Consider the following 17,202-nt stretch of genomic DNA (forward strand, 5'->3'; position numbering starts at 1 on the left):
GCAGGAATATCCTTCCTTTCTGTCGAAGTTTAACCGATAAAAGGAGGATAATATTTTATGGATACAGGGACAACAAATATAATAACTACGATAATAACTGCTGCTTCTGGTATAATTGGAGCATTAATTGGTGGAAGGGCTGCAAATAAGGCAGCATTACGCCAGATACAAGAGGAAAGGATTATAAGAGAACAGGACAAGAAAGAAAGAGAAATAGTAACAATAAGTGTAATATTAAGATTTCTATGGTATGGAATAAATAAGAATATGGAGATTCTGAATTACTTTGGGAACGGCTGGTGTTGGGAAAAATTAAAGACTGAGATTAAGCCATTCGAACATGAATTTAGCGTCAGTTTATATTTTAAAGAGTATGAAGAAATAAAGTATGAATTGCTTAAGTATGACCATAAGCTAATAAGAGATGTTCTTGAAATCTATGACTTGTTTACCTTACTTGATAAACACAAGGATATAAAGAAGTTAAGTCAAGATGAGTTTGATAGATTAAAGGAATTAGCAAGTTTATTCGAAAGCTTGAAACTAAGAATAAATGAACAGAGGAAGAAAGTATAAAGAGCCTTCGGGGCTCTTTTCTTTTTGGAATAGTTGTTAAAGCGGGTGAGACCTTGGACAATAATCTAATCTGCGCGCGGTGTGGCAAAGATTGTGATGCCACTGATGATCCATGCGAAGCACTAAAAGCGATCACCAAGCTTTACACCGACCTAAGAACTGAAGAAAAGACACAGTTAATTCGGGTGCTTCGAAAATACCTTAACCTAATCGATTGCGAAGTCGCTGAGGACTTGAAAGAACTCGGAGAGCGAGTAATTAACAGAATGCCGGAGTTGTTTGTCATCCGGGATTACGACGTGAAAATCGGCTACGTTCGGAGCTATGAGGCCAAGCGCGATAAAGGAAAAATAGTGTCCGCAGACTGCAGGAAGGTACGGGGAACATTCACCGCATACCTTCCTTTCGATTTTGTTGTTACCTTCTACGAGCCTAATGTTTATCATCTGACAGAAAATCAGAGAAAGATCCTGATGCTGCACGAGCTTAGGCATATCGGCATAGGGGAAAGAGGGCTTAGAATTGAGAATCATGACGTGGAAGATTTCAGGGACATCCTAGAAAGATTCGGCATCGATTGGAACGGATTCGACCAGGAGGTAGCTGACATATTGGCGGGTGGTGATGGTGTCAAAAAGCCCAAAGAAAAACGAAAGAAAAAGCAAGGAATGGAAGCCCCACGCAAAACAAATAAAAATGGCTGAACTCCTTTTGAATCCTGAGGATAGGCGCACTAAACAAGAGAAATGTGAAGAAGTCGGTATTGCCTTTTCAACCCTGTGGAAATGGATGAAAGATAAAAGGTATGTCGACTATGTAAATTCTCAGATTGATCAATACACAAATGGTGAGCTTGCAGAGGTGTGGAAGGCTTTAATCAATCAATGCAAGCGCGGAAACATTCAGGCTATCAAGTTATTCTTTGAGATGAAAGAGCTTCATCCCGATACGAAAGCGTGGTGATTGTTATTGCTCGTTATTCTATACTCCAGACTTTCTATGCCAGTGAGAGATGGCTGAACTTTCGGATGGCAATCATCACAGAACGCGGTCTACGGTGCGAGCATTGCGGCCAACTGGTGGCCAAGGCAAAAGACCTGACACTGCATCATATTATTGAGTTGACACCTGAGAACGTTCACGACGTGCTGGTCTCTCTTAATCCGGACAATGTGTTAGTGGTCCACCATGATTGCCATAACTCTATCCACCATCGGTTTGGGTATCAGCCAGGGCACAATGTTTATATTGTCTTTGGAGCTCCGCTATCAGGTAAGAAGACATTCGTACAAGAGCGCATGAGGCGAGGAGATTTGGTAGTGGACATGGATGCATTGTATCATGCGGTATCTATGCTGCCGAGCTATGATAAGCCAGACAATCTGTTGAGCAATATCAGGGGTATCCATAACTTGCTGATTGATAACATCAAGACCAGGTATGGTAAATGGACCAATGCTTGGATCATTGGTGGCTACGCTGACAAGTATAAGCGCGAGAGACTGGCAGATGATCTGGGGGCTGAGCTTATCTTTTGTGACGTCAGCCGGGAAGAATGCCTGCGTCGGCTTGAGGCAGATGAGGTAAGGCGATACCGACAGGATGAATGGCGGGGATATATAGAGAAGTGGTTTGAGCAGTTCATCGCATAAGCCCCCCCATTGTGTGAAAATCAGACACAATTTGGGAACCGTGATGGGAAGGTCTTTTACATACACGCCGAAAATTTTGAAATTAGCTGGAGGTTTTCCGAATCATGTTGAAAAGCGAAGTTTATCAAAAAGAACTGGAAAAGTTGACCGAGATATTTCGTGATGTTGATGAATCCAAGCGGCGACTTGTTGAGGGATTGATACAGGATGCCGCTTTTCTCATGTCCGAAAACTCTGTCTTGAAAGAGACAATTGTTCAAACTGGCATGGTTAAAATTCACCCCCAGCATCCGGACGTTCAGAAGCCGATCGAAACTGCAAAGCAGTACCTGAAAAACATTAATAGCTATGCCGTGGTTATCAAGACCCTCAACGGGGTGCTTTCAAAGAATGTCGTTGATCCAGATGATGGAATGGATGAGTTTGAATGACTACTGAACTGCAAGATGGTACCCATTCATGGCTGCTTGAATATATTGCCAGATGTAAGTCCGGGGAAATTATCATTGGCCATGAACTAATGCAGATGCTGGATATCCTACTTAGTCAGTTTGACAATCAAGATATTAAGTTTGAATTGGCTGACGCTCACAAACGAATTAAATTTATCGAGACCAAATGCAAACATTACGAAGCGCCATTTGCCGGCAAGCCATTCATTCTTGAGCTGTTTCAAAAAGCATTCATCGAGTCGATATACTCATTCAAAATATTCGATGCTGAGATTGGTCGCTGGGTTCGGTTATACCAAGATGTCCTTTATGTTGTTGGCCGCAAGAACGGCAAGACTCCGACAGTTGGTGCAATTGACTTATCTGAGTTCTTCTGCGGCCCGGAAGGGATCAAAATTCTCTGCTCAAGCAACGATTATGAACAAGCCGGTTTAATGCTCGATGCCATCAACAATATGCGCGAAGAAAGCTCGTCCCTTGAGAGAGTCACTCGCAAGAACATCCGAGGGATCTACTTCGGAAATCCTAAAAAGCCTACGCATAAAGGTAAATTTAGCTACAAGAACAAAGGCTCTATCCGGAAGATATCTGCAAAGACCGGCGCAAAGGAGGGCCGCAACATCGGGGTGGGTTCCGTTGATGAAGTTCACGAGATGAAAGACAACTCTTCAATAATGCCAATCCGCCAGGCTCTGTCCACTCAGGACGAGCCTCTTTATTTTGAGCTTACTACTGAAGGCTTCACGAATGACGGCTACCTTGATACTCGCATGAAAGAGGCCCGGCAAGTATTGGCCGGCGAACTAGAACGGCCGCGTTGGTTAATTTGGCTATACACTCAGGACAGCGAAAAGGAAATTTGGCAGGACGAAAAAACCTGGGTGAAAAGCAATCCCGGCCTCGGCACAATCAAAAAATGGAGTTTCCTCCGGCAGATGATTGAGGAGGCTAAGACCAATCGAGAGACAAGGGCCTTTGTTCTGGCGAAGGACTTTAACATCAAGCAGAATCAGGCCGCTGCATGGCTCATGGAGAGCGAATATATCAACGAAGAGACCTACGACATGGAGCAGTTCCGTGGCTGCATCGGGCTCGGCGCGGTTGACTTGGCAGAAACGACGGACCTGGCAAACGCTAAAGTGCTCATCATGCGGCCCGGTAATCCGAAAAAGTATATCATTACGAAATACTTCATCCCACAAAGCAAGATCGAAAAAGGCACCATTGAAGACAAAAAGAACTATCAGGATTGGGTTAACATGGGATTGATAGAAGTCAGTCCCGGAAATGAGAATGACTTTTCGTTAATCACAAAATGGTTTGTCAATCTATTCAAGCAGTTCGGCATCCGCCCATTTAAGGTAGGGTATGACAATGCACTTGCAAAGTACTGGGTGAAGGAAATGGAAGACCTGGGCTTCGACATGGAGCGCGTCAACCAAGACAAATACACGATGTCCAGCCCGATGAAGCTTGTCGCTGATGACCTGCGCAGTGGCCTGATCATTTATAATAACAATCCGATTGACCGCTGGTGTCTTGGTAACACAGCGTTCAAGTTTGACAGCACCGGAAACTTTATTATGCCGATTAAGATAAACGACTTAAAGAATCGTCGCATTGACGGCGCGGTAACTCTGATTATCGCGTATGCCATATATACGCGGTACCGGGCTGAGTACTTGCAGATGGTGAGGTGATGAAGTGGCAATATGGGACGCAATTAAGAGTTTGGTATCCAAAGATGCCAGGCGCCAGATGCAATACGCAAAGCTTTTGGATGGACTTAGCCCGATCTTTAGCCAGTTCGGTCAAAATGTCTACGCCTCGGACGTTGTTCAGATGTGCATCGACGTAATCGCAACCGAGTGCAGCAAGCTTCAGCCTAAGCATATTCGGCGATCAGACAATGACGGAATGCAGGTCAATGTAAAAAGCAGCCTTAACCGGCTGTTTAAGTTTGCCCCAAACGAGCTTATGACTACTCGGGATTTTATTGAAAAGATCATTTGGCTCCTGTTGATGAACTATAACGCCTTCATCTATCCGACTTACGAGACGAAGACGGATGCAAATGGCAACCAGTTCATCAATTATACCGGATTCTATCCATTGAACCCGACAACGGTCACCTTCCTACAGGATGTGACTGGAAAATTGTTTGCCGAGATGCGCTTTGCGAATGGCGACACATTCACTCTGGCCTATTCGGACCTTATTCACCTGAGGAAGAAGTTTTCCATGAACGACATTATGGGTGGCGGTATCAATGGCCAGCCGGACAACACAGCTTTGCTGAAGGTGCTGTCAATCAATGACACCGTCCTTCAAGGATTGGAAAAAGCCATAAAAACTAGCTTATCCATACGCGGGATTCTGAAAATCAACACCATGCTTGATGACGAAAAGCAGCAGGCAGAACGCGCAAGGTTTGAAACCTCTATTAAGTCAGGTGATACCAGCATTCTTCCACTTGACTTAAAAGGAGAATACACTCCGATTGCTGTGGACCCGAAACTCATCGACAAGGATACCTTAGAATTTTTGCAGAGCAAAGTGCTCAATTGGTACGGGGTTTCGGTTCCGATTCTTAGTGGAGATTTCACCGACGAGCAGTACCAAGCGTTCTATGAAAAAACGCTGGAACCGCTGATTATCAGCCTGGGCCAAGCATTTTCCAAGACGATATTCACCCAGCGAGAGCTTGATTTCGGGAATGAGATCGTGTTCTATCCGCAAAAACTGCTGTTTACCAACACCAAGAATAAAATCGCTGTGGCAGATATCCTGGGGAATCGGGGGGCCGTAACAAACAATGAACTGCTGGATCTGTTTGGGTATCCGCCTTATGTAGGCGGAGATGTCCGGAATATGAGCCTCAACTTTATCGATGTTGCCATTTCGAACGAGTACCAAATGAAACGAGCTGGAATGAGTGGAACGGAGGGAACCAACAATGGCCAAAAGTAAGAACTTACCCAAAAAAGACGATATGGTTATCCGGAGCTTTGGAATACCGGACATACGCGCAGTTGGTGATGGTGGAGTAATCGAAGGCCATGCGGCAGTTTACGATCAAAAAACAAATATAGGTGATTGGTTTTTTGAGATCGTCGAACGCGGAGCTTTTGATGGCTGCAACTTTGATGACGTTTTATTTACTGCCAACCACGAACTTTGGGACATCCCATTAGCCCGGAGCCGCAGAAACAACAGCAATTCAACGTTGCAGCTGAACTTGGATGATCAGGGGCTGTTTATCAAGGCAAACCTCGATATCGATAATAATGCAGAGGCAAAAAGCCTATACTCAGCCGTAAAGCGTGAGGATATCACAGGCATGAGCTTTATTTTTTATGTCTCTGAAGAAAGATGGGAAGACCTCGATACTGATATGCCCACGCGACACATCGAAAAGATAGCTAAGGTACGTGAAGTTAGTGCCGTGAATTACCCCGCGTATACCGGCACTGATATAAATGCTCGTAGTGACCAATCCGCATTGGAGAATGCGAAAAAGGCATTGGATAATGCCCGGTCAACGTTGGATAACGAAAAGAACGAGCGGGAAGCCCTGAAACTCAAGTCCCAAATATTAATGAAAGGTTAAGGTGACATTGATGAAGAAGAAACTTTTAGCCCTGCTTGCCAAAAAAGAAGCAAGGAAAGCCGAACTTGGCACAAAAGCCAATGCAACTGAGGACATTGCGGAGCTCCGGAGCATCAATTCCGAACTGGATGCCCTCAATGGAGAAATCGCTGAACTTCGCGGCATGATTGATGCAATGCCCGATGATGCTCCTGGGGGAACACCGCCGGCGACTCCTCCTGCCGGAGCACAAAGGGGCGCAACTCCAGCGGGAGCGCTCAATGTTCTCGGGGTATACGGAGTTGCTGGTGGTCAACCTCCCGCAACTCCAAGAAGTGCAGAGCCTGAAGACAAGTACTCTACTCTCGAATATCGAATGGCGTTCATGGCTTTCGCCAAAACGGGGGAAGTGGGGCCGGAACTGCGTGCTAACGCGATGACCACGTCTACTGATGTGTCAGCTGTAATTCCGAGCACAATCCTAAACGAGGTCATCAAGAAGGTAACTGTCTATGGCCAAGTATTTAGCCGAGTCCGTAAGCTTAACGTTAAGGGCGGCGTGACAATTCCTATTCTTTCCCTCAAGCCGACTGCGACATGGATCGGTGAGTCGGCAACATCCGATAAGCAAAAGGCTACGGCCAATACAAATGTTTCATTTTCTTACTATGGCCTCGAATGCAAGGTTTCGACTTCGCTGCTTGCCGACACTGTAACGCTTACCGGATTTGAAAGCACAATAACCGATCTTATCGTTGAGGCAATGGTCAAGGCAATTGACTTAGCCGTGATCAGTGGTGATGGAAATGGCAAAAGTCTAGGGATAACAGTAGACCCAAGGGTTCCGGCAGCACAGATAATTACACTCTCTTCCGCTGATTTTGTCACGTGGGATGGTTGGAAAAAGAAAGTATTTGCCAAAATGCCTCTCTCTTACAAAGCTGGAGCAACATTCTTAATGGCATCCGGAACGTTCGAAGGTTATATTGATGGCATGGTGGATGCGAACGGTCAACCGGTCGGGCGGATGAATTACGGGATCACAGAAGGGGCCCAGGAGCGTTTCGGCGGTAAAGAAGTCATTCTGGTTGAGGATGATGTTATTGTCCCCTACGATGACGCGGCGGTTGCGAATGTCGTCGCTGTATACTGCAACCTCAGAAACTACGGCTTCAACAGCAATATGCAGATGACCATGTATCGTTACCTTGATCATGACACTAACGAATGGGTCGACAAGGCGATCTTAATCGCTGATGGCAAGCTTATTGATCCTAATGGGGTCGTAATTATTAAGAAAGGCGCGTAGGGAGCTGGTATAAATGACTGACGCCGACCTCTTAGTTGAGTGTAAAAAGGGATTAAATATCCCTCTTGCAAGTACTGGCCTCGATGGAGTCTTAACCCAAAAGCTTCTGGCGGTAAAGTCATTTATGAGCAGTTCTGGAGTATCCAGCGAGGCCATGGCGAACGACTTAGCCGTCGGGGCGATCGTTATGGGCGTAACTGACCTTTGGAATTTAGAGGGGGGGGAGATTAAGTTCTCCCCTGTCTTCTATACTTTGCTTAGCCAGCTGGCCATTGGGAGCTCAGTATTGACTGTATCGAGTAATCCTGCGGGTGGGGCCGTTGGAGTGGTAGTGAATGTGCAGCCGGTGCTTACCTTTAACTTCAGGATTGTCAGTTACAAAGTAAGCCTGGTTGTTTATGAAACAGAGATTCCGGTGGCGATTACGACTGCTCTCGATATCACTGGCAAAGTCTTGACGCTAAAACCGAGTGTAAACTTAGATCCGGCAACAAAATATGCAATAGTGGTTGATGCTGCAACGTCTTCTTTTGGTCCAGTGTTAGCTTACACTGTGATGAGTTTCACCACGGCTTAAATTGGAGGTGTAAATAATGTATCCATATAACTTTAAAATGGGACAAAAAATCCAAACCAACGCTCCCGGAGTATCAAGCGATCGTAGCTTTCCCGCCCATTTTCAAGTCGCTGCAGCTAACGCAACGGCGGCGAGCACTACGGGCATTCATGCTGCAATCACAAATACCGGAGTGCAGCAGGTAGTTACCACAGGAATCACAAATCCAAGCGTACCCCGTAACCTCACTGCGACAGCTGGGGGGACCGCCTTAGACATCGGCGCAATTCAGGTGACTGTTACCGGGACCAACTACGCTGATGAAGTCATAACCGAAATACTTCCGGCATTCACCGTGGACACCGCAGGGACGGTAACCGGGAGCAAGGCCTTTAAAACAATTACCTCCATCACTGTTCCCGCGCATGATGGCCTCGGAGCAACCACGGCTATTGGGTTCGGCGAAAAGCTCGGCCTACCCTATTTGCTGGCTCATAACACTGTCCTGGCCGCATACCTGAACAATGTAAAAGAAGCTACTGCACCGACTGTGACGGTAGACGCCGCTGCCATCGAGGGCAATACGATGGATCTGAACAGCGCCTTGGCTGGCACTGTGGTTGACGCTTACCTAATCGTTTAACGGGGTGAGATCATGCTGAAATTCAATGCATTGTCCACGGCCATTCGCATCAAAAAGAAAACCGTCACGACGAATGAAAATGGATTTCCCGTTGAGACATGGGCCGATATCCTGAACGAGGATATCCCCTGCGAATGGCGGAATAAGTTCGGAAGAGAAACATACCAGGCGGCCATGGTCAATGCATTAGAGCCGGCAAGCGTGAAGTTGTGGTATATCCCTGGCATTGACCCATCATGCCAAGTAGTCCGGGTAGAAGATGGCGCTGTGTTTGAGATCGTTGGCATAGACGATGTAAGTAATCGGCACCAACAGCTTGAAATCGAAATCAAGCGTTATGTAACGGGGTAGGTGATGCTGATGTCAGTTGAAATCAGTCTAAGTGGCGTAGCCGATCTACTCGATGAGCTTGAACGGATGAGTGCTAACTCTGCAAAAATCCAAGACGAGATACTTCAGGCAGCGGCTAAACCCGTATTGACGGATGCTGAGCAAACAACGGCGTTTATTGATCGTTCGGGTAATCTCCGGGAAAGTTTAAGCATGAGTAAACCGAAAGCCAGAAAGCGAGGCGGCAAATATATTTTAGTCCGAGCCAAAGCTCCACATGCTCATCTTGTCGAATTTGGCACATCCAGGGCTGCAGCCCACCCCTTTCTGCAACCTGCACTAGAAAAAAATAAGCAGGAAGTTACTGAGATCATAAAAACTAAACTGAGGGAGGCGCTGGGGACGTGATCAACAGCTTAATAATAACTACCCTCACGCCTCTTGGAGTTCCTGTGTCTTTCCAAAAATATTCCGGCACGGCAACCACTTATATCACGTTTTTTTGCTATAACGAGCAGGGTGAGGAATGGGCCGAGAATAAGGAAATTGCAACCGGTTTTTATGTGCAAGTGGATGTTTGGAGCAAGGGAGATTATTCGGTGCTCGCAGATCAAGTTGAGGCGACCATGATATCTGCTGGGTTTATTCGCTCATCGGCGCAAGACCTCTATGAATCCGACACTCAGATTTTTCACAAAGCCGTGCGCTTTGTTTATGTAGCTTAGAAAGGGAGATGATCACATGCCGATAGTTGGCGTAGAAAAATTATACGTTGCCGTACAAACGAAAGACGACAGCACCGGATTAACGTATGGCACACCGGCATATTATGAAGGCGTAAAGGAAATCGGTGTCAAACCGAAACAGAATACTGAAAAGCTATACGCCGAAAACAAACTATGGGACCAGGCTACAAGTTTTGACAGTGCTGATGTCGATATCACCCAGGCTGATCTCACGAGTGCACAACGGGCCACGATCTTAGGGCAAACCATCGCGACAGCAGGTGGAGTTTATGCCAAGGACACGGATATCGCCCCCTATGTAGCCGTGCTGTACAAGGCAAACCTGAGCAAAGGCGGCTATCGCTACGGTGTGCTTTATAAAGGGGCCTTTGGCTTGCCGGATGACAGCATGAAGGGTCAAGAGGGTAAGAAGGAATTCCAGGTACCTAAATTGTCAGCCGTATTCCAGCCGACAAAATATAACGGAATGTGGGAATACCACGTTGACACGACCGACCCGAACTGCCCCGCCAACATTGACACGACTTGGTTTACCGCCGTGACCATTCCTGATGCCGATACCACTCCACCGACAGTAACCACTTCACCGCTTGATGGGGTGACGGCTGTGGCGGTATCCGCGAACATGATCTGGACCTTCAGTGAGGCAATTGACCCGGTGGGTGTAACCGCGGCCAATTTCTTCCTCCTGAAGGCAACTGATGGGACGTTGGTAGCAGGGGCATTGACCCTCGATGGTACGAACAAGATTGTAACTCTTAATCCGACCGCTGATTTGACGGCGCTAACTGCCTATATCGCGGTTTGCACGACCAATGTAACCGATGTCGCTGGGAATCACTTGGCGGCCACGAACATAACGAATTTCCAAACAGCGTAACATTTTAATTGATTGAGAGGGGCTCCGGCTCCTCTCTTTGACTGTGACTGTGACTGTGACTGTGACTGTGGATTGAAGGAGGTAATTATGCAAATAACCTTGAATGATAAAATGTATGTCGCGCCAGCCCCAAGGGGGCGTATGGTTCGCCGGGCATTTGAGATTGTGGAAAATATCAACTTAGAGTACATGAAGGTTACGGACCTAGACAGCTTGATCGCCTATGTGGTCGAATTGTTTGACAATAAATTTACAATTGATGATGTTTACGATGGACTCCCAGCAGTCGATTTAATGCCGACGGTCATGGGTTGCATAAATACGGTCGTCGGGGCGATGGGAGGCAAGCTGGAACAATTCCCAAACGGACAAACGGGGGCGTAAACGATGAAGTTATGTCCCCATCTGATTTCATAAAAGAAATTTACCTGCAGTTAATTGATCAGGGATGGACGTTGGAATCTATCGACGAGATGGATTTTTTTTATTACCTTGATTTGATGGTTTACAGAGCCAATAAGAAAGAGCCGAAAACTGCTATCGATCAAGTTTTTTAAGGGTAGGTGATAACCTTTGGCGGATGAAGAGATTAAGACCCTAGCCGTAGCGATCGCCATGGAGGACGGGTCCTTTCAGTCGGGCGTTAAAAACTTAAAACAACAATTAGGTGTTATAGACAGTGAATTTAAATCAAGCATTGCGGGGGTCAAAGATTGGGGAAAGGGTCTTGATGGATTAAAGGCAAACGCAACTGCGCTTGGCGATAAGATCAATGTCCAAAAGCAAATAGTGCAGCAATACACGGAGCAATTACAAAAGTCTAAAGATGCTCTGGCTACGAACTCGCAGAAGATGCTTGATCTGAAAGGTAAGGTAGAATCCGCCAAAGTGGCATGGGAGCAAAGCAAAGCAACTGTTGGGGCTAATGCAGAGGCTACCAAGGCTCTTGAGGCTGAATATAGCAAGCTGAATAAGCAATATGAAAGCGCTGAAAGCCTCGTGCGGAAGAATAATACATCTGTTCAAGGCTATTCTATTCAGCTAAACAGCGCCAAGGGTGCGTTAAGCAACATGGATGCAGAACTTGCCAAGACCAACAAGGCGATAGATCTGCAATCCAGCAACTGGACTAAACTTGGTAACCACCTTGATGATGTAAGGAAAAAACTGAAACCTGTAGGCGAAGAATTTACCAAAGCCGGGAGAACTCTATCGATGTCCATAACAGCGCCTATTGCTGCTCTTGGAACTGCCTCGGCAACGATGGCCACAGCTTTTGAAGACGGCATGGCGAAGGTGTCAACAGTTGCCGATGAGGGCGCCATGTCTATTGAAGACCTTGGGGATAAAGTTTTAAAGTTAAGCGATGATACTGGGCAAGCAGCAACTGATATACAAGAAGGATTGTATGACGCCATTTCTGCGGGAGTGAAAACTGCGGATTCAACGGACTTTATGACCACAGCCGTCAAGGCTGCCAAAGGTGGATTTACGGATACAAAAACAAGCGTCGATGGGTTAACGACAACCTTGAATTCTTACGGTCTTGAAGCAAGCAAGGCCACTGATATAGCCAACCAAATGATGGTAGCTCAAAACTTGGGTAAAACAACCTTCGGCGAAATGGCCTCCAGTATCGGGAACGTCGTTCCGACAGCCGCAGCTCTTGGTGTCCAGACAAACGAACTATTCAGTTCTCTGGCATCATTGACCGCTAATGGTATTAAAACAAGTGAAGCTGTAACCGGCTTAAAGGCGGCCTACAGCAACATAGTTAAGCCAACATCAGCTGCCGAAAAGGCAGCCGGGCAATTAGGGCTGCAGTTCAATGCGTCGCATTTACAATCCGTTGGCTGGGGAAAGTTCCTCGAAGAGGTCAAGCAAAAAACTGGCGGCAACATTGAGACAATGGCTCAGCTATTTGGTTCTACCGAGGCTGTAAATACGGTGCTGACTCTCACCTCTGACCAAGGAGCGAAACTATTTAGCGATTCAATGTCACAAATGGCCTCAGGGACTAACTTTGTCGATGATGCTTTTAACAAAGTATCTAATACCTCCGGGCAAAACTTAAAAAAGTCTTTTAACGAACTAAAAAATGCAGGAATACAGATTGGAGAAAGCTTAGCCCCGGTTTTAGAAAAAATATCTGGGGTATTCAAAGGCCTTGCTGAAACGCTTAAGTCGATGTCGCCAGAACAACGACAAATGGTAATTGTATTTGCTGGAATTGCGGCAGCCATAGGACCCGTATTAGTAGCAGTTGGCAGTCTGGTTACGGCGGTGAGCGCGATAGCTGGGGCGTTCGCTGCAGCCTCTGGAGCTATCGCGGCAGCTGGGGGAATTATAGCTATAATTACAGGCCCAATCGGTATTACCGTAGCGGCTATAGCGGGGCTAGTGGCAGGCGGGATAGCTCTTTATAAACATTTCAGCGCAGACGCCATTCCCGCAGTGCAGTTATTCGGAAAAGAAACTTCAGACGCAACCAAAAAAGCCGTTGGGGCATATATGGACCTTGATGACAAGGCCACAAAATCGCTTATGTCACTGAATTTTAGTGGCAAAACAGTCACAAAAGAAACAGCGGATGCCATCACCAAAAACTTTGACGACATGGGTACGCAAATCAAGACCGGGATGGATAAGCATTACGGCGAGTCATTTAAGACCATGCAAGACTTTTTTGCCATCAGCTCAACTTTAACAACTGTAGAAGAAGCAACGGCGTTGGCCGCAATGACTAAAAATAATGAGGACAAAAAGAAGTCGGTTGATGATGGCGAAAAGGCGATAAAGCTTATATTAGATACTGCCAGCACCGCCAAAAGAGCGTTAACCACTGAGGAACAAACCAAAATCAATGAAATACAGGCGACTATGAAAACCAACGCGGTTAAAGCGTTGAGTGATACCGAACTTGAATCTAAAAGTATCCTCGAACGGATGAAGGCGCAGGCCGGAAACCTAACTGCAGAACAAGCAGCCGAAGTCGCTAAAAATAGCATTGAACAGAAAGATAAGGCGGTAAAAGCTGCAAACGATCAGTACGATCAAACTGTTAAGGCTATTATAAAGCAACGTGACGAGACGGGCTCCATCACCACGGAACAGGCTAACAAGTTAATCCTTGAAGCAGGAAGGCAAAAAGACGAATCAGTCACTAAGGCTACCGAAATGAACACCAAAGTCGTTGACCAGGCGAAGTTGCAAGCGAAAGACCACGTTAAAGAGGTTGACTGGACCACGGGAGAAATTAAGTCTAAGTGGCGGATTATGAAGGAAGATACTGCAACAAAGATGGACGAAATCGGAAAGAATCTCGGTACAAAATGGGAAGAGATTAAAACTGATACCGCCAAGAAAGTTGAAGACATAAAAACAGGAGCAATAAATGCTTTTAAAGGCTTAGGGACATCCGTCGAGGAAACATGGAATGGTATTAAGGAGTCCATGAGGGGCTCCATCAACAGTATAATTGGGACGATCAACGAGTTCATAAGGCACATCAATAATATACGGATAAACGTGCCAATGGTCAACATACCACTTGTCGGGACATTCGGCGGATATTCTATCGGTATGCCTCAGATTCCAACTATCCCAATGCTGGCCGCTGGCACCAATTTCGTGCCTGCTGATATGCTGGCCTTTTTGCATAAGGGAGAAGCAGTTGTCCCTGCTAAATATAACCAGAACAATAGCAGTAGTAGAACTATAATCATTAACAATCACGGGACCATCGTCGGCAGCAACGGCATGAAGGAATTTGCCAAAATCGTTAGCAGGGAAATAGCAGGGGAATTTGGTCTTGGCTCTGGGGGTGGGTGGTAATGCCCACTCAGATCTTTATCACGCCCCCCGGTGGAGCAATTAATGAAATCAGGGCTTATGATAAGTGCTCAACGAAGAGTAGCACGACGGATAAGGCCGGGTCATTTTCGCTAACCTTGCCATCCTTCGACAAAAGCCTTTTTGATAAGTACGTCCTTGGCTCGGATGTCCGTATCATCCAGGATGATAGCGTATTCCGTGGATGGATTCTCAACCCGGTAAAGCGTAAAAAAGGACAACTTAATACCGTTGAAATCTCTGGCATGAGCTACGCGGCAAGGACACAGAGGATTATCGTCACTGAAACCTACACAAGTCAAGCGATCAGTTATATCGTGAAAGATCTTTTTTTAAAGTATGCTCCACAATACAACCTGGATAGCGTTGTGACCTGCAATAAAATCATATCCATTAAGTTCTTCGACGTGTTTCTTTTTGACGCAGTTGAGCAGCTGGCAAAGTTGGCAGGTTATGATTGGTTTATCGATGAGCCAACACCGGAGTTGATTGATGCCTCGGTTTTATCGGCAGGATGGCAGGAGATTGTTGATATCATACCGTATAATGTACCTTTCCCGTCTGAAAACCTTTACCCATCCGAAGCTTTACTACCGGGTTAGGCGGTGAATCAATGAGTATACTAGCGCTCCATTTTTACCCCCAAGGAACAAGAGTTAACAAGACGGTTATTACAGATGGGATGTACCATAAAGGATCTGCGAACATCGTCCCAAACGCTCAAGGAATTGTCAACAAGCTCTGGGTGAAAGGCGGCAAGGCTATCAGCCAACCTTATCCGCAAAACATCACAGTGAGCGGCACTGTGCCAATACCCCTGTTTTATTCGCCCAGGGCTCCCGTGACTGTGACGATCGACGGACTCGCGAAAACCCTAGGCATCCAGAACATCGATAATCCTGGGACGAAGGATTTTCTCTTGAACACCGCTGAAAAGCTCCTCGTCCCAGATCTATGTACTACAGGGAGCGGAACAATTACTTACAACTATGAGTACCCCATTAAGATCTTACTGGAAGAACCAATAAGCCAACAGCAGTATGGTGTTTTCGAGGATGTCCTGAACGTGGACACGACTGACAGGGATCTAGCGCTAGAGCTCGGTCTGAAACACCTTTACAAGTACAGCCAGCCAGTGCTTTCGGGCAGTATTAAGCCTTTCACAGGCGTATTCAAGGCTGGTGAAATAGTAAGGGTACAACTTCCCGATCTAAACCTTGACACGGATCTGCAGATCAAAGAAGCATCCTATGATAGCGCGCCTATGAAACCTGTTGACATTACTCTGCAGCTGGAAAGCCCGGAACGAGATCTGAGCAATATCTTAAAGGACATGGCTGCTCGCCTTGCCAAGCTGGAAAAAACGACATACCAAGATGATCAGGGTCCGATTGAGAGGTACATCGCGAAAGAAGATATTTACAGCTGGGTTGAAACAGCCGTAAAGACAGATCCCATCAGCACAAATGACTGGGAATTCTGGACTGAAGATGTGAGCGAAAGTTCGCATCTTTTGTTATTGCCATCTGACACGCTCTACCCGAGTGACACACTCTATCCGTAAACGAGGAGATGATTAAATGCAACGGCAAACAGATGCCAGGATATCCGATAATCCTTTTGGTTGGCTGGGCCAGTGGGAACTTGAAATCAGCGAGAACGGACAAATTAAAGAAGTGATACCTCTGAAGCCTAACCTGCTCACCGATGCCGGCCTGAACATGATGAGAGATATGCTCTCGGGCGCCATCACCGATGCCCAAATCAAATATGTGGCCCTAGGGAATAACGCGACAGCCCCGGCTAACACCGACATTCAGCTGGGTGCTGAGCAATTCCGCAAAATCGTTACCAACCGAAACACTGATCCCGTAACGCCCGGCAAGCTCTACACGGAACTTTACATCGCTGACACTGAGGCCAACGCGTTCAGGTGCGAGGAAATCGGTTGGTTTGCAGGGGCGGGGGCAACGGCGACAGCGAACACCGGAATTATGATTGCCCGGATTCTTTACAGCCGGCAGAAGGCCAATACTGAAAGCTGGACGATCCGGCGAACCGATACTATTAGCAGAGGGTAGGTGAGGATATGGCTTTAGGAGATTACCTAAAAACTACTTTTGTTGAAGGTTCGGCACCAGGGATATCGGCAGCGCGGCTCAACAACCACGAGAACAAAACAGCCGAATTGGATATAGAAGCTAAAAGCAAAAATGCCCAGCTCTTAGAAGCAACCGGGTACGGCGTTATTTCTGGATTGACGGTAACAGCACAGACCACGCCGGATATGACGGTCAATGTCGTAACGGGTACAGTCCATATGTCCACAGGACAACGGTATACACCAGATGCTACTCCCGCACTAGCAGTAACGGCAGCCGACGCGACGAATCCGAGAATTGATATTGTCTATGTTTCAAGCGCTGGCGTTATAAGCTATTTAGCGGGGACACCTGCTGCTAGTCCTGCTGCCCCAGCGACCCCAACAGACGGTTTTTTGCTAGCCCAGATCAGTGTTGCCGCGAATGCCACAACTGTTGTTGCTGCAAATATAACGGACAAGAGAAAACTTAAGAATACGACCGATTCGCTAGCCGATGCCCAAGCTGCGCATTTG

At 46.6% G+C, this 17,202-nt stretch carries 21 protein-coding genes; all 21 read left to right on the forward strand.

What is annotated here, in order from left to right; all coding sequences use genetic code 11:
* Positions 1 to 57: 57 nt before the first annotated feature.
* Positions 58 to 576, forward strand: coding sequence for a hypothetical protein (locus tag ACYQ2N_RS02155; RefSeq protein ID WP_459997298.1), 519 nt, complete (start codon positions 58 to 60; stop codon positions 574 to 576).
* Positions 577 to 629: 53 nt separating this feature from the next.
* Positions 630 to 1,280, forward strand: a complete 651-nt coding sequence (locus tag ACYQ2N_RS02160) for a putative metallopeptidase (RefSeq protein WP_459997299.1) — start codon at positions 630 to 632, stop codon at positions 1,278 to 1,280.
* A 7-nt stretch (positions 1,281 to 1,287) separates the two neighbouring features.
* Entirely contained in the window at positions 1,288 to 1,539 is a 252-nt protein-coding gene (locus tag ACYQ2N_RS02165; RefSeq protein ID WP_459997300.1) for a phBC6A51 family helix-turn-helix protein, read from the forward strand.
* 356 nt (positions 1,540 to 1,895) lie between these two features.
* Entirely contained in the window at positions 1,896 to 2,228 is a 333-nt protein-coding gene (locus tag ACYQ2N_RS02170; protein WP_459997301.1) for a hypothetical protein, read from the forward strand.
* 104 nt (positions 2,229 to 2,332) lie between these two features.
* Positions 2,333 to 2,659 carry a hypothetical protein gene (locus ACYQ2N_RS02175; protein ID WP_459997302.1) on the forward strand — a complete coding sequence of 109 codons (327 nt, stop codon included), beginning with the start codon at positions 2,333 to 2,335 and terminating at the stop codon, positions 2,657 to 2,659.
* Entirely contained in the window at positions 2,656 to 4,380 is a 1,725-nt protein-coding gene (locus tag ACYQ2N_RS02180; RefSeq protein WP_459997303.1) for a terminase large subunit, read from the forward strand. Before ACYQ2N_RS02175 ends, ACYQ2N_RS02180 begins: the two co-directional genes overlap by 4 nt.
* Before the next feature lie 4 nt (positions 4,381 to 4,384).
* A complete protein-coding gene (locus ACYQ2N_RS02185; RefSeq protein WP_459997304.1) occupies positions 4,385 to 5,650 on the forward strand; it encodes a phage portal protein in 1,266 nt (421 codons plus the stop codon).
* Positions 5,637 to 6,290: an HK97 family phage prohead protease gene (locus ACYQ2N_RS02190; RefSeq protein WP_459997305.1), complete on the forward strand. Its 654-nt coding sequence runs from the start codon at positions 5,637 to 5,639 to the stop codon at positions 6,288 to 6,290. Before ACYQ2N_RS02185 ends, ACYQ2N_RS02190 begins: the two co-directional genes overlap by 14 nt.
* A gap of 10 nt (positions 6,291 to 6,300) precedes the next feature.
* Positions 6,301 to 7,578, forward strand: coding sequence for a phage major capsid protein (locus tag ACYQ2N_RS02195; protein ID WP_459997306.1), 1,278 nt, complete (start codon positions 6,301 to 6,303; stop codon positions 7,576 to 7,578).
* 13 nt (positions 7,579 to 7,591) lie between these two features.
* Positions 7,592 to 8,155: an Ig-like domain-containing domain gene (locus tag ACYQ2N_RS02200; protein WP_459997307.1), complete on the forward strand. Its 564-nt coding sequence runs from the start codon at positions 7,592 to 7,594 to the stop codon at positions 8,153 to 8,155.
* A gap of 16 nt (positions 8,156 to 8,171) precedes the next feature.
* The gene (locus tag ACYQ2N_RS02205; RefSeq protein ID WP_459997308.1) at positions 8,172 to 8,777 is read left to right on the forward strand and encodes a hypothetical protein; all 606 of its coding nucleotides are present in this window, start codon (positions 8,172 to 8,174) and stop codon (positions 8,775 to 8,777) included.
* 12 nt (positions 8,778 to 8,789) lie between these two features.
* Complete coding sequence (locus ACYQ2N_RS02210; RefSeq protein ID WP_459997309.1) at positions 8,790 to 9,128, forward strand: head-tail adaptor protein; 339 nt, start codon at positions 8,790 to 8,792, stop codon at positions 9,126 to 9,128.
* A gap of 9 nt (positions 9,129 to 9,137) precedes the next feature.
* Positions 9,138 to 9,515: an HK97-gp10 family putative phage morphogenesis protein gene (locus ACYQ2N_RS02215; RefSeq protein ID WP_459997310.1), complete on the forward strand. Its 378-nt coding sequence runs from the start codon at positions 9,138 to 9,140 to the stop codon at positions 9,513 to 9,515.
* Positions 9,512 to 9,832, forward strand: a complete 321-nt coding sequence (locus ACYQ2N_RS02220) for a hypothetical protein (RefSeq protein WP_459997311.1) — start codon at positions 9,512 to 9,514, stop codon at positions 9,830 to 9,832. The genes ACYQ2N_RS02215 and ACYQ2N_RS02220 overlap by 4 nt, the downstream gene beginning before the upstream one ends.
* Positions 9,833 to 9,848: 16 nt before the next feature.
* Complete coding sequence (locus tag ACYQ2N_RS02225; RefSeq protein ID WP_459997312.1) at positions 9,849 to 10,733, forward strand: major tail protein; 885 nt, start codon at positions 9,849 to 9,851, stop codon at positions 10,731 to 10,733.
* An 87-nt stretch (positions 10,734 to 10,820) separates the two neighbouring features.
* Complete coding sequence (gpG, locus tag ACYQ2N_RS02230; RefSeq protein ID WP_459997313.1) at positions 10,821 to 11,117, forward strand: phage tail assembly chaperone G; 297 nt, start codon at positions 10,821 to 10,823, stop codon at positions 11,115 to 11,117.
* A 189-nt stretch (positions 11,118 to 11,306) separates the two neighbouring features.
* Entirely contained in the window at positions 11,307 to 14,567 is a 3,261-nt protein-coding gene (locus ACYQ2N_RS02235; protein WP_459997314.1) for a phage tail tape measure protein, read from the forward strand.
* Positions 14,567 to 15,187, forward strand: coding sequence for a hypothetical protein (locus tag ACYQ2N_RS02240; protein WP_459997315.1), 621 nt, complete (start codon positions 14,567 to 14,569; stop codon positions 15,185 to 15,187). The genes ACYQ2N_RS02235 and ACYQ2N_RS02240 overlap by 1 nt, the downstream gene beginning before the upstream one ends.
* Before the next feature lie 11 nt (positions 15,188 to 15,198).
* Positions 15,199 to 16,149 (forward strand): phage tail family protein, encoded by a 951-nt coding sequence (locus tag ACYQ2N_RS02245; protein ID WP_459997316.1) that lies wholly within the window; start codon positions 15,199 to 15,201, stop codon positions 16,147 to 16,149.
* A 16-nt stretch (positions 16,150 to 16,165) separates the two neighbouring features.
* Positions 16,166 to 16,666, forward strand: a complete 501-nt coding sequence (locus ACYQ2N_RS02250; RefSeq protein WP_459997317.1) for a hypothetical protein — start codon at positions 16,166 to 16,168, stop codon at positions 16,664 to 16,666.
* An 8-nt stretch (positions 16,667 to 16,674) separates the two neighbouring features.
* The coding region (locus ACYQ2N_RS02255) for a hypothetical protein (protein ID WP_459997318.1) at positions 16,675 to 17,202 on the forward strand (528 nt) is incomplete at its 3' end.

Source organism: Paradesulfitobacterium aromaticivorans (assembly GCF_054657415.1).

Coding starts and splice junctions, on each gene's coding strand:
- ACYQ2N_RS02155 (WP_459997298.1), top strand. CDS start 58: ATGGATACAGGGACAACAAATATAATAACTACGATAATAACTGCTGCT.
- ACYQ2N_RS02175 (WP_459997302.1), top strand. CDS start 2,333: ATGTTGAAAAGCGAAGTTTATCAAAAAGAACTGGAAAAGTTGACCGAG.
- ACYQ2N_RS02180 (WP_459997303.1), top strand. CDS start 2,656: ATGACTACTGAACTGCAAGATGGTACCCATTCATGGCTGCTTGAATAT.
- ACYQ2N_RS02190 (WP_459997305.1), top strand. CDS start 5,637: ATGGCCAAAAGTAAGAACTTACCCAAAAAAGACGATATGGTTATCCGG.
- ACYQ2N_RS02195 (WP_459997306.1), top strand. CDS start 6,301: ATGAAGAAGAAACTTTTAGCCCTGCTTGCCAAAAAAGAAGCAAGGAAA.
- ACYQ2N_RS02200 (WP_459997307.1), top strand. CDS start 7,592: ATGACTGACGCCGACCTCTTAGTTGAGTGTAAAAAGGGATTAAATATC.
- ACYQ2N_RS02205 (WP_459997308.1), top strand. CDS start 8,172: ATGTATCCATATAACTTTAAAATGGGACAAAAAATCCAAACCAACGCT.
- ACYQ2N_RS02210 (WP_459997309.1), top strand. CDS start 8,790: ATGCTGAAATTCAATGCATTGTCCACGGCCATTCGCATCAAAAAGAAA.
- ACYQ2N_RS02215 (WP_459997310.1), top strand. CDS start 9,138: ATGTCAGTTGAAATCAGTCTAAGTGGCGTAGCCGATCTACTCGATGAG.
- ACYQ2N_RS02225 (WP_459997312.1), top strand. CDS start 9,849: ATGCCGATAGTTGGCGTAGAAAAATTATACGTTGCCGTACAAACGAAA.
- gpG (WP_459997313.1), top strand. CDS start 10,821: ATGCAAATAACCTTGAATGATAAAATGTATGTCGCGCCAGCCCCAAGG.
- ACYQ2N_RS02240 (WP_459997315.1), top strand. CDS start 14,567: ATGCCCACTCAGATCTTTATCACGCCCCCCGGTGGAGCAATTAATGAA.
- ACYQ2N_RS02245 (WP_459997316.1), top strand. CDS start 15,199: ATGAGTATACTAGCGCTCCATTTTTACCCCCAAGGAACAAGAGTTAAC.
- ACYQ2N_RS02250 (WP_459997317.1), top strand. CDS start 16,166: ATGCAACGGCAAACAGATGCCAGGATATCCGATAATCCTTTTGGTTGG.